This is a genomic window from Rhodococcus sp. 7Tela_A2 (assembly GCF_049311045.1).
Classification (GTDB): domain Bacteria; phylum Actinomycetota; class Actinomycetes; order Mycobacteriales; family Mycobacteriaceae; genus Rhodococcus.
This window is the reverse complement of record NZ_JAXION010000010.1, coordinates 43,902-57,562: the sequence shown is the minus strand read 5'-3', so window position 1 is coordinate 57,562 and position 13,661 is coordinate 43,902. Positions and strand designations below refer to the sequence as shown.

The following is a 13,661-nucleotide window of genomic DNA, read 5'->3' as shown; positions in this document are numbered from 1 at the left end:
CCCCCCCGCGCGGGGGGGCGGGGGCGGGCCCGCCGCGCCCCCCCCCCCCCCCCCCCCCCCCCCCGCGCCGAACACGTGCTCTGGCCGCTACGCCGCCAAGAAGTCCAGTAACACCTTGTTGACCACCTCGGGACGCTCCAGGTACCCGTAGTGACCCGCGTCCGGAATCTCCTCGTACCGTGCGCCCGGAATCGCTTCCGCCACTTCCCGCGACAGATACGCCGGAATCATGCGGTCGTCGGCGAATCCCACCGCGAGGCATTGCTTCGTGATCGCCCGGTAGGCGGCACGGCGATCGAACTCGCGGTCCATTCCCAACTGGGCCCGCACCCCGGGCGACAGCTTCCCGCCACTGAACTCGAACACGTCGAGCCAGTCGCGTGCGGTGTTCTCGTCGGCGAGCGAGGCGGGCGACAGGTTCATCACCGCAGTCACCGCGGCCTGATACTTGGGCGGCAACTCCACACCGCTGTCGTACAACTGCCGCTCCCCCTCGGTGAGCGTCATCTGGAACCGGTCCATCCGTGCATGGCCGGCGAGGAACACCGCTTTGCGGACGAGTTCCGGACGCGCCAACGTCAGTTCCTGCGCGACGCGCGCACCCATCGACGTGCCGACGACATGCGCCGGGCCGCCGAGCAACTCGATCAGGCCCGCGGTGTCGGCAACGAGATCGTCGAGCGTCATCCCACTCAGGCTCTCCCCCGACGGCGCAATGCCACGGTTGTCGAACGTGGCCACGCGGTAGCCGGCCTGCACGAGCGCGGGCACCTGATGCAGGTCCCACACCCGGCCGGGGCTACCGGTTCCCATGACGAGAACTACGAGGTCGCCGGATCCCTTGACCTGGTAGTTCAGCGGGATTCCGTTGATCGTCGCAATGGGCATGGAGACCTTCCTCGAAGACTGCGGGGGACGAACGCGCACAGATCGACGAGCGCGGCGTTACGAGCCCTACGGTACCGCGAGGGCCCCGGCCATGATCGATCCAGCACCCGGCGGGTGGCGCCCCGGTGTCCCACTCTCCTAGAGTCGAGGCAGATGCATGCTCGCGCCGAGCAGCTACCCGGGAGGAACACATGACCGCGGACCCCACCACGCCCGACGTTCTCGCCGACGACGATCTCGAACCTGTCGCCGACGAGACCGCCCGACAGGCACAGCGCGTCGTCGCCGCCTACGCCGAGACTGCGGACGAGTGCCGCATGCTGCTGTCGATGCTGGGCATCGGCCCGGCCGAAAAGTACTGACGAGATCCATCGGACCGGCACCTCGAGAGGACACGACGTGACAGCAGGCGGCGCGGATGCGACCGAAGAATCCGAGTCGATCACCCCGTCCGATTTCGTCGTCGTCGCGAATCGCCTGCCGGTGGATCTCGAACGCCTGCCGGACGGCACGACCCGGTGGAAGCGCAGCCCCGGCGGTCTCGTCACCGCCCTCGAGCCGATCCTGCGTTCCAACCACGGAGCGTGGGTCGGCTGGGCCGGGGTGGCCGACGCCGATGCCGGCGTCATCGTCGAGGACGACCTCACGCTGTACTCGGTTCCCCTGAGCACTCAGGAGATCGCCGACTACTACGAGGGGTTCTCCAACGCGACGCTGTGGCCGCTCTACCACGACGTCATCGTCCGCCCGGAATACCGGCGCGAATGGTGGAACGTCTACGTCGAGGTCAACCGGCGCTTCGCGGAAGAAGCGGCCAAGGCCGCAGCACCGAACGCCACCGTCTGGATCCAGGACTACCAACTCCAGTTGGTGCCGAAGATGCTGCGGATGCTGCGGCCCGACCTCACGATCGGGTTCTTCCTGCACATTCCGTTCCCGCCGGTCGAGTTGTTCATGCAGATGCCCTGGCGCACCGAGATCGTCGAAGGACTCCTCGGCGCCGACCTCATCGGGTTCCATCTCCCCGGCGGCGCCCAGAACTTCCTCTACCTGGCGGGCAGGCTCGCCGGCCACCAGACCTCGCGCGGCAACATCGGTGTCCGCTCGAAGCTCGGTGTGGTCCAGGTCGGATTCCGCTCGGTGCGCGTCGGGGCCTTCCCCATCTCCATCGCGTCGGGCGAACTCGACGAACAGTCGCGTAGCAAGAAGATTCGCGACCGGGCCAAGGCGATCCGCAAAGAGCTGGGCAACCCGGACCACATCCTGCTCGGGGTCGACCGGCTGGACTACACCAAGGGCATCGACGTCCGGCTCGACGCCCTCAACGAACTCCTCGACGAGGGACGGGTCGATCCGGCCCGCACCGTCATGGTGCAACTCGCGACTCCCAGCCGCGAACGCGTCGAGTCGTATGTGCAGATGCGCGGCGAGATCGAGCGCATGGTCAGTCGCATCAACGGTGAGTACGCCGAGGTCGGCCGCCCGGTGGTCCACTACATCCACCGCCCGGTGCCTCGCGAGGAACTCATCGCCTTCTTCGTCGCCGCCGACGTAATGCTGGTGACGCCGTTGCGCGACGGGATGAACCTCGTCGCCAAGGAATACATCGCGTGCCGCAGCGATCTCGGTGGTTCGCTGGTGCTCAGCGAATTCACCGGCGCAGCAGCCGAACTGCGTCAGTCCTTCCTGTGCAATCCGCACGACCTGGAGGACGTCAAGGACAAGATGCAGGCTGCGATCGAGCAACCCCGCGACGTCGGACGCAAGACGATGCGTGCCCTCCGCCGTCAGGTCCTCACGCACGATGTCGACCGGTGGGCACGCTCGTTCCTCGAAGCGCTGTCGCACACCGGCGCTGCGGGACCTGCGCTGATCACACCGGGTGAAGGCAGCAACGGGAACAGCGGGTAGCGGGTCGGTCCCACTGAGTGGAACTGTGCCGCGGGACACAACCTGCGGGCATAACGTCTTGGTGTGACGACCGGAACCTTCCCCCATCTCCTTTCCCCCGGCACCATCGGGCCCGTGACGCTGCGGAATCGGGTCGTCCTGCCCGCCATGGACATGAATCTGTGTGACGACGGCGAGATCGAGCAGGGCGACATCGACCATTTCGTCGCCCGCGCCGAGGGCGGCACCGGGCTGATCATCACCGGATGCTGCGCTGTCGCCTATCCGCTCGGCTGCGCCAGCACCAAGGAACCCGGGCTGTCGGAGGACAGGTTCATCCCCGGTCTCACCGCACTCGCCGATGCTGTCCACGAGGCCGGTAGTGCTCTGTGCGTGCAGATGACGCACCACGGCAAGGTGGCACGGATCGACACCGTCAACGATCGGCCGCTGCTCGTCCCCTCGACCCCGAACTCGAGCCCCGACCTGAGCGCGCTCGCCGACAACACCGGTGAAGAACTCCAGAAGATGGCTGCGGTCACGAACGGCAAGCAGGCCGAATACCACGAAGCCACGCACGAGGACCTGGCATGGCTCGTGCGCTGCTTCGCGGACGCGGCGGGCCGGGTGAAAGCGGCAGGCGCGGACGCGGTCGAAATCCATTGTGCCCATGGCTATGTGCTCGGCGCCTTCCTCAGCCGCGCCGACAATCGGCGTACCGACGAATACGGTGGTTCGTTCGAGAACCGTGCGCGACTGGCGTGCGAGGTCATCCGCGCGGTGAAGGCCGAAGTCGGCGACTCCCTGGCGATTCTGGTGCGCGTCGCCGGACGCGAATTCGGCGAAGCCGACGGCCTGAGCACAGACGAGGCAGTGCGCGCTTCACAGTTGTTCGAAGCCGCGGGAGCCGACGCGATCCACGTGACCGGCTGGGGCCGAAACCCGTTCTCCAACTTCACCGACGGGCCGCTCCCGAACACTGTCGGCGCCTACACGGGTCTGGCAGCCTCGGTGAAAAAGGCCGTCGGCATCCCGGTGATCGCAGTCGGTCGCGTGCTGCCCGAGGTGGGCGAGAAGACCATCGCCGACGGCGACGCCGATTTCGTCGCGATGGGCCGCCAGTTGCTCGCGGATCCCTCCTTGGTCGGCAAGCTGGCCGCGGGCACACCGGAGCAGGTGCGGCCGTGCATCAACTGCTATGTCTGTGTTCAGGAGAATTTCTGGGACGACACCCCGATCTGCGCGGTGAATCCGGCGCTGGGCAACGAGACCCTGGTGCCGTTCACCCCCACGTCCGCGTCGAAGCACGTCGTCGTGGTCGGTGCCGGGCCGGGCGGGCTCGAAGTCGCGCGCGTCGCCTCCGAGCGAGGACACCGGGTGACGGTGCTCGACAAGTCGGATCGGCTCGGCGGCACACTCTGGTTCTCGACCCTCACCACCCCGGACAACGAGCAGTTGCTGAGGTGGCTCCGCTCCGAGATCGAACGCCTCGGCGTCGATGTCCGCCTGAACACCGAGGCCACCGCCCACTCCGTCGCCGCACTCGCACCCGATGCCGTCGTGATCGCCACCGGCGCGGTGCGCGGCCGACCCGATGTTCCCGGTGGCGATCTGCCACACGTGCACACCGGCGATACGCTGCGAGCCCTGATGACCGGGGCCGGCGACACGTCGGAACAACCGCTGTTCCTCCGCACCATGGGGCGCCTCGGCAAGCTGTCGGGAATCACCAAGAGCCCACAGGCGATTCGCGCCGTCACCCGCAAGTTCCTGCCCATGGGCAAAGACGTGGTCGTAGTCGGGGGCTCGCTCGTCGGTCTCGAACTGGCGGAGTTCCTCGCAGAACGTGGGCGCCGGGTGACCCTGCTCGAAGAGGGCGGACAACTGGGCGTGCCGATGGCCATGCCACGACGCTGGACGGCAGTTCGGCACGCCGGCGAAGTCGGCGTAACCATTCACCGGCGAGCACAGGTGCAGCGCATCACCGCCGACACCGTCGAATTCCGCGTCGGTGACGAAACCCTCACCGCCCCGGCCGATATGGTCGTCGTGGCGTCCGGAGTCTCGGCCGCGGCGCCGCTCGCCGACGAGCTCGAGGGCAGGGTACCGGAGATCCACGTGGTCGGTGACGCCGCGGACGTCGGCTACATCGAAGGAGCGATCCACTCCGCGTGGAACGTCGCCACAGTGCTCTGACAGGAACACGGTGCTCTGACAGAAACACCGTGCTGACGGGAACACGATGCTGTTGAGGGAGCGACCCCCCGGAGCCTAGATCGGTGTCAGCCGGCTGACGAGCCAGCGGTCGTCGTGTTTTTCGAGTTCGACTCGCACACGACTGCCGCTGCTCACGGCTTCCGGATTCTCGGAACTCGTGGTGATCTGGTTGAGGAACAGCAGGGTCACGGCGCTGTCGGCATCGGCGGATACCACCGACGATCCCTGCACGCTCACCTGCACGCTGATGGCCTTCTCCTTGGCCCCCGGCGCGATGACGTTCTTCATCAGATTCGTGTACTCGTCACGGAAGTCCCCGGTGAGACCCTCGCCCGCCACGGCGATCTGATCGTCCACCTCGCCGTGGGTGTAGGCGAGCATCGCGACGGCCTGCTCCTCTGCTGCCACACGGGCTTCGGTACGGGCAGCCTCGGCAGCCGAGTCGGCCCGCGCTCCGTACGCGAGCCAGCCCACGACGACCGCGAACACGAGTACGAGCACCGACAGCCCGATCGCGACGTGCCGCAGGTACGACTGCGAGGACGGTGCTGTGTCCACGGGCGCGGGTGCGGTGTCCGCGGGTGCCGGAGCGGTGTCTGCGGAATTCACGACCGTGTCCGTGGAGTCCGGAGCGGTGTCTGCGGCTGCGGTATCCCCGGGTGAGGAAGCCGTCGCGGCCGCGGTCTCACCGGATGTGGTGTCGCCGGTCGTGTTCGTCTCGCCGGTCGTGTTCGTCTCGCCGGCCGTATCCGTCCGGCTGTTCGTGTCCGCCTGGCTGTCCGTGTTCACTGACGTCACCTGCTTGTCTTTCCGGTCTTCACTCACGGCACGAACTCCACCTTCGACGCCAGCAGTCTGCCGTTCTCGTCACAGATCGTCACGCGCAGACGGAAATCGCGTGGTTCCGGCTCGGTCTGGTCGGCATTGCTCACCATCGCACGCGACGCGACGAGCGACGACGCGCACGTACCGTCCTCGTTCTGGATTCCGGCCTCGAGCACCTCCCCCATCGTCGTGACGCCGGCTTGTTGCACGACCTCGACGAACGGACCTTCCCGCCCTTCGAATTCGGCCTTGAAGTCGCCGGTGGCCCCGTCGATCAGCCGCTGCACGTCGGCGTCTGCGGAGTCGGCGCGGATCGTCGTCAGGTTCAGCACGGTCTGACGCGCAGCCTGGACGAACGCCGCTCGTCGCTCGTCACGCTCGTCGGCCGACCGCTGGTCGATGATCAGCCAGACACCGGCGGCCACAACGGCGATCAGCAGAATCGATGCGACCACGACCACCCGTTTGGGCCATGTCGGCGCCGCCGGTGCCGCGGAGGCAGCCGGTGCCGTGTCGCTGCCCCCGGTATCGGTCGCACTCGTCGGCGTGGTGCTCTCGTCGGGAACCGTATCGGGCTCGACGGTGGGACCGTCTTTGTCGTGTTCGTTCGCCATCAGCCCTGCTGTGCCTTCATGAAAGTCTCCAAACTCCGGTCGTCTCCCAGTTGGGCGTGGGTGTACACGGTGCCGTCGGGACCGATATACGTCCCCGTCTGCGGATCGATCCGGCGCGCGGTGACGCCAGCCGGTGCCGCAGCACCGTTGCCTTCGGTGTATGACGCAGGCGTCGGCACGACATTGTCGGACCCTACCGGCGTAGGTGGACCCTGCCACGGATTGTCGGAGTATTTCGGTGTGTAGCCGGTACGGCACTGATCGGGCGTCGGTGCACGGCGGCCCGGATACTCCATGCACGGCAGGTTCCGGGCACCGCGCTGGGCGTTCGGATAGTCCTGCGGCAACTGGCAGAACACATCCCCCGGCGTGTCGACCATCGTGGTGTCGGCGGGGCTGCGCCACTGATCCGGCGGGACGAACCCGGAAAGACAGGGCGGCGGGTCGTGAAGCTGGAGATGGAAGTCGACGACCGCACCGTCCTCCGGCGGTCCGGACCCGGCCGCCGTGATCAGCGCGGTCGTCATCGGCGGATACAGCACGAGGATCTGCTCGATCCCGGAGTTGTAGATGACACCGACTTCACCGACGCTCACCAGGTTCGCGAGCAGGAGCGGAAGTGTCGGGCGGAGATCCTGCAGCAGCACTTCGGCTTCGGCCGCGGCCGACGGACCGGTCTCCAGCAGTGTCCGCAGATCGGGGTCGCTCTCGCGCAAGCGATCGGTGAAGGTCACCATGTCCCGCGTCCACGACCGGATGGCGTCGCTGGTGACCGTCTGAGTGTCGAGCAGTGGCCCCACCTCGTCGATGAGCCGGCGGGTTTCGGCGCTGTTCCCCGATGCCTCCTGCACGAACAGGCGGGTCGAGTCGATCAGGTCCTGCAATTCGGGACCGGATCCGTTGAACGCCTCGAAGGCTTCGTCCACGAGTGCCTGCAGTCGCGTGTCGCCGATGCTGGCGAGCAACACGTCCGCCTGGTCCAGCAGGGCACCGACCTCTTGCGGGACGGTAGCGCGCTCCACCGGCACCACGTCGCCGTCCGCGAGATACCCACCACTCGAACCCCCTTCGCGGGGAACGAGATCGACATACTGCTCACCTATGGCGGACACGCTCCGAACGGCCGCGTCCACATCGGCAGGAATCTTGTAGTCGCTGCCGATCGACAGCGTCGCGTCGACGCCTGCGGGCGAGAGCGCGACCGACTGGACCGTTCCGACGTTGATACCCCGGTAGGTCACGTTCGAGTGCGGATACAGGCCGCCGGTGGACGGAAGTTCCACGGTGAGCGTGTACTGGCCGACCCCCAGCAGCGCCGGCAGACGCACGTACTGCAGCGTCATCACGACGAGACCGATCACGGTGAGCACAGCGAAGATCGAGAGCTGGATGCGAACGAATCGTGAAAGCATCATGGTCCGAACACCCCCTCGGGAAGTCCGGGAATCGTGATCTCGCCGATTCCGGGGATCGAGAGTGTGCCGGCAGGTCCCGGGGCAGGTTGTGCGGGCGGCGGCGCGAGCGGCGCCTGGAACGGATCGACGGCCTGGGCGGCGAGTCCGGCGTCCCTGCCGAGAATTCCCTCCGGTCCGGCCAATCGGCCCGCCAGTGGGGTTCCGGTCAGGAAGTTCAGGTCGAGCCGATCGAGGGTCAGGTCGATCGTCATGGCGAGGTTCGCGTAATCACCCCGGATGACGTTGTTGATCCCGTTCTGAGGGAAGGGGTACGTCAGGAGTACGCCGAGGACTTCGGTGAGCGCGCTACCCGAGTCGGCCAGCGCCCGCAACGTCGGTGCCAGCCCCTGCAGGTTCGCTTTGAGATCGTCGTTGGAGCTTTCGACGACACGACTCGCCACCGTGCTCATCTCACCGAGCGAGGACATCGCCGACGTGAGGTTCTGCCGCTGGTCCACGAGGACTTCGAGCGCGGGCGGTAGTTCCTCCAGTGCCCGCACGAGGGTCTCGTTCTGGTTGTTCACCGTGACCGCGAGCCGGTCCATCCCTTCGAGCGCGGACACGATATCGCCGCGCTGGGTGTCGAGCGCGGACACGAGTTCGTCGAGACGCGGGAGCAGGTTGCGGACGGAATCCTCCCGCCCGACCAACGCGGCGTTGAGTTCGGTGGTGATGTCGTTGATCTGCGCCAGACCGCCGCCGTTGAGTACCAGCGACAACGACGAGAGCGTCTGCTCCGTCGTCGGATAGACACCCGCACGCTCGAGGGGAATGCGGTCGCCGTCCGCGAGCCGTCCACGCGCGGGTTCGCCGACGGGGGCGAGCAACTCGAGGTGCTGCGAACCGAGCAGGCTCGTCTGGCCGATCTTGGCCGTCGCGTTGGCGGGCACCACGGTGTCCTTGTCGAGCGCCACCGTGACGAGAGCGTGCCATCCGTCCACTTCGATCGCGGCAATCGAACCGACGGTGACATCGTCTACGCGGACCGGTGAGTTCTGGGTCAGCGTCGTGACATTGGGCATCTCGATCTCGACGCGGTAGGCACCTTCACCGCGTCCGGCGGTGCCCGGCATGGGAACCGAGTTGAGCCCGTCCCATTCACAGCCCGTCAGCGCCAGCGTTGCCGCCAGCACGGCCGCGGCCGCGGTGATGCGCCGTCCATTCGACAGGATCATCGTCCCCCTCCCGGCTGCAGCAGTGTTCCCAGGTCCTGCGGGACCGCGACGTTCGGTAATCCGCCCAGCAGTCCGTCGAGCGGCGTGGGTGCGGGCGCCGCCTGCGGCGGTGCGGTCCCTCGTCCCGCGGACGCACCTTCGAGCCATGGTTCGCTGTAGACGATGTCCCCGGGGAACGCCTGCACACTGGCGAGCGGGTTGGCCAGTGCCGGCAGGTAGTTGGCGCTCATCGAGGCCAGGACCGGACCGAGTTGCTGACGGCACAACTCTTCGCTTCGTTCGGATGTCGCGTTCGCGGCGGCAGCGACCGACCCACACATCCACTCCACAGGGTTGGCGAGGTTGTTGATGGCGAGGGCGCCGGTCAGCGACCCCTGTGCCGGCTTGTAGATGTTGTAGAAGTTGGCCAGCGACGTCGGGCCCGAGTGCAGAATCCGCTCGATCTCCGGTCGCTTGCGCGCGAGCACTTCGGTGGCGTCGGCGAGGCGCTCGACCGACTCGGTCAGTCCGGCACGGTTGTCCTCGACGAAACGCTGCACGTCGCCGACCGCGATGCCGAGGTCGGTGAGCGAGACCCCGAGTTGGTCGGAACTCTGTGCGAGCACATTCGAGACGGAGGCCAGCCGTCCACCGAACTGCACGATCTGCTCGTTGCTCGACGACAGCACCGAGACGAAGGTCTGGAGGTTCCGGATCGTCGAGAACAGATCGGTGCGTCCCTCCGACAGCGTATGCATGGTCGCGGACAGCTCTCGCAGTGTGGAGCGGATGGTCTGCCCGTTTCCGTCGAGGTTCTCCGCGGCGGTGTCGATGAACCGGCCGAGCGAGCCCTGTGGATCGAGTTCTTCCGGCCCGAGCGCCTCGGACAGACGCATGAGTTCGGTCTTGATCTGATCCCATTCGACGGGCGACGCGGTGCGCTGCGGAGGAATCGTCGCGCCGTCCTCGAGGGCGGCGCCGCCGGAGTAGACGGGGGTGAGCTGGACGAAGCGGGCAGAGACGAGGCTCTGCGCGATGACGACGGCAGCGGCGTCGGCCGGCACGTCGACCGCGTCGTCGATCGACATGGTCACCCGAACCAGGTCGTCGCCGGGCTCGATATCGGTGATGCGCCCGACCGACACACCCAGCACGCGTACGTCGTCACCTTCGTACAACCCACTGGTCGAGACGAATTCGGCATAGACCGTCCGCTTGCCGAGGCCGGGCAGCACGAACCACACGAAGCCCGCGACCAGCGCAAGGACGACGGCGGCCGCGATACCGATCAGCAACCGGCGCGGAAGTCGGGAGTTCTTCGGAGGCGCCGGTTCGTGGTTGTCCACCGGCATGGTGTCGGTACTCATTCGCCATCCCTCGTGATCGACGGCGGCTCTTGGGGAATCACGTTCTGGAGATCCTCGGGGAGAAGGTCGGGGGCAACCTGGCTGTCCACGATGGCTTTCCACCACGGCGCCGGCAGGATATTCGACACGTAGGCGTTGAAGAACGGCCCGCTGGCCACAGACTCACCGAGAGCGCTGATGTATGGTCCGAGACCGTCGAGCGCCCCAGCGATGTTGTCCTTGTTCGCCTGCAGGTTCGCGGTGACCGCGTTGAGCTTCTCGAGCGTCGGCCCCATCTGGCTCTGGTTGTCCTGGACGAGGCCGGTGAGCTGGCGCGAGACCGCGGAAATGTTCGCGATGAGTTCGGTGATGGCGTCTCGGCGAAGGTTCAGCTCGCCGAACAAGGCGTTGGCGTCGACGATCAGCGCGTTGACCTGATCGCTGCGCTCGGAGAGGATCGCGGTCACGTCCTCGGCCCGGTCGAGCAACTGCAGCAGGGACTCGTCCCGCGAGTTGATCGACTGGGACAACCGGGTCATGCCCTCGAGGGCACCGCGTATCTCCGGCGGAGTGTCCTGCAGCGAATCCGACAGGGCATCGAGCGACTCGTTGATCTGTCCGGTATCGAGTTCGGACACGGTGGTCGTGAGGTCGCCGAGCGCGTCGGTCAGCGAGTACGGCGAGTTGGTTCGGTCGATCTCGATGATCGTGCCCGGACGCATCACGCCGGAGCCTCCCGGACGCACTGCGAGCGACTTGCGGCCCAGCACGGTGTTGGTCTTGATGTCGGCGCCGGTGCCGTCGCCGAGGCCGATGCCGTCCTGGATCGTGAAGTTCACGAGTACGGTCTGGCCGTCGAGCTTCACGTCGGTCACGTCGCCGACCGTGACACCCGAGAGCATCACCTCGTCTCCGGCGACGAGTCCACCCGCGTCCTCGAATCGAGCCGAATAGCTCAGCCCGCCCGAGAGGAACTGGAGCTGGTCGTACTGCAACCCGGCGAGGACGATGGCGGCGGACACACCCAAACCGACGATGCCGATCTGGAGATGACTGCGTTCGCGCGGTGCACTCATTCGACCTTCGCACACCTTCCCGTGTCGTGGTTCGCCGTCGTGTACCTGACGGTGGTGCCGTCGGGTCCGGAGAACTTGAAGGTGTTGGCGCAGAGGAAGAACTGGAAGAAGTTGCCGTAGGCGCCCACCCGGATGAGTTTCTTGTAATCCGACGGGAGACGTTCGAGTGTGCGGTTGATGTCGTCCTCACCCAGATCGAGTTGTGTCATGGACCGATTGGTTTCGGCGATCACGGACTGCAGGTCGGGTCGGTTGTTCTGCAGCAGCGCTGCCAGATCCGCAGTGCCCCCGGCGATCTCCGGGATCGCGGCGCCGATCGGGTCGCGGTCTGCGGCCAGCCCACCGGCGAGGGCACTCAATTGGTCGATGGTCTCGGCGAACTCGCGATCGTGGTCGTCGATGGTGCCGAGAACACCGTTCAGATTGTCGATCACGTCGCCGATCAACCGGTCGCGATCCGCGAGTGAATTGGTGAACGAATTCGTGTTGCCCAGCAAGGAGACCAGCGTCTGGCCCTGCCCCTGGAACACTTGCAGCAACGCGCCGGACAGGTCGTTGACCTGCTGGGAATCGAGCCCTTGCAGCAGTGGCTTGAACCCTCCCAGCAGCAGGTCGAGGTCGAGAGCAGGTTCGGTCTGCTCGATCGGGATGCTTCCGCCCGGCTGGAGAACGTCGACGCTGCCGGCTCCCTCGAGCAGTTCCAGATACCGGTCTCCCACCAGGTTCTCGTAGCGGACGGTCGCGCGAGTGCCGGTGAAGAGCGTGTACTTCGAATCGACGCCGAATTCGATTTCCGCGTGGTTGCCGTCCCCGATGTCGACCCCGTCGACCGACCCCACCTGGACACCGGCGATACGCACCTTGTCGCCGGATTTCAGTCCGGAGACGTCGGTGAAGGCCGCGTGGTAGGTCTCTTTTCCGGTGAACCGGGCCTGGCTGAACACCACTGCGAGGCCGGCGAACACGAGCACCATCGTGAGCGTGAAGATCAGGAATTTGATCGTGGTGGGCCGCATCGTCACTGCCCTGCCGCGAGTTGGTCACCGAACAGGTACTGGAAGATCGTCGGGTAACGCACCCATGCCTCCGTGGCCGGTTTGTACGGCGTGGTCCCGGTATCGGTCACCACGAACTTCGCGTTCCCGTCGCGTCGCGGATCGTAGTCCGGCATGCCCCAGCAGTTCGGGCCGCCGGAGGCCCCGACGACGGGCAGGTCCTGGGCCGCGTTGTACGGCGTGGCACCACCCATGAAGCTCGTGCTCAGCGTGAGCGCGGCATATTCACCCGTTCCGGCCATCGGTTCGAAGGCGATGCGAGCATCGTTGAGACCGATGATGAAGCACGTGAGTTCGGGCGAGTACTCGCCGAGGAGCCCGGTGGTGTACGACAAGCTGTCGAGAGCGGTGACCACTTGGTTCTCGTTCTCCCCCAGAACGTTACGACCGGTATCGGCCAGACCGGTGAGATTCATGAGCAACAGGTCGAGTTGCGACTGTTCGTCGACGATCGTGTTACCGACCTCGGTGACGTTGCCGATCGTGGTCATCAGATCCGGCACGGTGTCCGCATAGAGATTGGCGACGTCGGCAGCAGCTCCCAGGTCGTATTGCAACTGCGGGAGCGAGGGGTTCATCTCGGCCAGGTAGGCGTCCGCGTCCGCGAGGGTGGCCCCGAGCGCATCGCCGCGACCGTTGAGCGCCTCCGAGAGCGCACCGAGCGTGGCGTTGAGCTTCTCGGGCTGCACCTGCGTCAGCACCTCGGACAGATGCTCGAAGACCGTATTGAACTCGACCGTCACACTGTCGGCCGCAATCACCGCGCCCTCTTGCAGCGGTACCGGTGACGGATCCTCCGGGACCACGAGGTTGACGAACTTGGCACCGAACACGGTGGTCGACTCGATCGACACGCGCGTATCGGACGGAATGAGATGCATCTGTCCGGGCTGCATCGCGAGCCGCAGCACGGCACCATCAGGGGTGTGCTCGATGGACGAGACCCTGCCGACCTCGACGCCGCGCAGTTTGACCTTCGCGTCGGGTTCCATCACCAGGCCCGATCGCTGCGCGGTGACGGTGACGGGCGTGGTGGAGGTGAATCCGGCGGCAAACATCGTCAGGGCCACGAAGACGATCACGGCGAGCCCGCCCACCAGCACGAACGCCGCGAGCTTTTTCTTCCACGAGGGAGTGTCCAT

General features: G+C 66.4%; 12 protein-coding genes. 3 read left to right on the top strand and 9 right to left on the bottom strand.

Annotation, left to right across the window (positions count from 1 at the left end):
- Window positions 1-87: 87 nt before the first annotated feature.
- Window positions 88-888 (bottom strand): alpha/beta fold hydrolase, encoded by an 801-nt coding sequence (locus TVH25_RS03690; RefSeq protein ID WP_422423383.1) that lies wholly within the window; start codon window positions 886-888, stop codon window positions 88-90.
- Window positions 889-1,079: 191 nt separating this feature from the next.
- Here TVH25_RS03690 and TVH25_RS03685 point away from each other — a divergent pair, with 191 nt between their 5' ends.
- From TVH25_RS03685 to TVH25_RS03675, 3 genes are all read left to right on the top strand, one after another.
- Window positions 1,080-1,250, top strand: a complete 171-nt coding sequence (locus TVH25_RS03685) for a hypothetical protein (RefSeq protein WP_169621356.1) — start codon at window positions 1,080-1,082, stop codon at window positions 1,248-1,250.
- Between the two features lie 37 nt (window positions 1,251-1,287).
- A complete protein-coding gene (locus TVH25_RS03680; protein ID WP_296549150.1) occupies window positions 1,288-2,799 on the top strand; it encodes an alpha,alpha-trehalose-phosphate synthase (UDP-forming) in 1,512 nt (503 codons plus the stop codon).
- 63 nt (window positions 2,800-2,862) lie between these two features.
- The gene (locus TVH25_RS03675) at window positions 2,863-4,974 is read left to right on the top strand and encodes an FAD-dependent oxidoreductase (RefSeq protein ID WP_296549149.1); all 2,112 of its coding nucleotides are present in this window, start codon (window positions 2,863-2,865) and stop codon (window positions 4,972-4,974) included.
- A 75-nt stretch (window positions 4,975-5,049) separates the two neighbouring features.
- Here TVH25_RS03675 and TVH25_RS03670 read toward each other — a convergent pair whose 3' ends face one another.
- From TVH25_RS03670 to TVH25_RS03635, 8 genes are all read right to left on the bottom strand, one after another.
- Window positions 5,050-5,553: a twin-arginine translocation pathway signal gene (locus TVH25_RS03670; protein WP_422423386.1), complete on the bottom strand. Its 504-nt coding sequence runs from the start codon at window positions 5,551-5,553 to the stop codon at window positions 5,050-5,052.
- 263 nt (window positions 5,554-5,816) lie between these two features.
- Window positions 5,817-6,434 (bottom strand): hypothetical protein, encoded by a 618-nt coding sequence (locus tag TVH25_RS03665; RefSeq protein WP_206036971.1) that lies wholly within the window; start codon window positions 6,432-6,434, stop codon window positions 5,817-5,819.
- The gene (locus TVH25_RS03660; protein WP_422423382.1) at window positions 6,434-7,849 is read right to left on the bottom strand and encodes an MCE family protein; all 1,416 of its coding nucleotides are present in this window, start codon (window positions 7,847-7,849) and stop codon (window positions 6,434-6,436) included. The genes TVH25_RS03665 and TVH25_RS03660 overlap by 1 nt, the downstream gene beginning before the upstream one ends.
- A complete protein-coding gene (locus TVH25_RS03655) occupies window positions 7,846-9,063 on the bottom strand; it encodes an MCE family protein (RefSeq protein ID WP_296549146.1) in 1,218 nt (405 codons plus the stop codon). Before TVH25_RS03655 ends, TVH25_RS03660 begins: the two co-directional genes overlap by 4 nt.
- On the bottom strand, window positions 9,060-10,409 hold the full coding sequence (locus TVH25_RS03650; RefSeq protein WP_422423381.1) for an MCE family protein: 1,350 nt from the start codon (window positions 10,407-10,409) through the stop codon (window positions 9,060-9,062). The genes TVH25_RS03655 and TVH25_RS03650 overlap by 4 nt, the downstream gene beginning before the upstream one ends.
- Entirely contained in the window at window positions 10,406-11,464 is a 1,059-nt protein-coding gene (locus TVH25_RS03645) for an MCE family protein (RefSeq protein WP_422423380.1), read from the bottom strand. Before TVH25_RS03645 ends, TVH25_RS03650 begins: the two co-directional genes overlap by 4 nt.
- Window positions 11,461-12,480, bottom strand: coding sequence for an MCE family protein (locus tag TVH25_RS03640; protein ID WP_169621362.1), 1,020 nt, complete (start codon window positions 12,478-12,480; stop codon window positions 11,461-11,463). The genes TVH25_RS03645 and TVH25_RS03640 overlap by 4 nt, the downstream gene beginning before the upstream one ends.
- Before the next feature lie 2 nt (window positions 12,481-12,482).
- The gene (locus tag TVH25_RS03635) at window positions 12,483-13,661 is read right to left on the bottom strand and encodes an MCE family protein (protein WP_169621363.1); all 1,179 of its coding nucleotides are present in this window, start codon (window positions 13,659-13,661) and stop codon (window positions 12,483-12,485) included.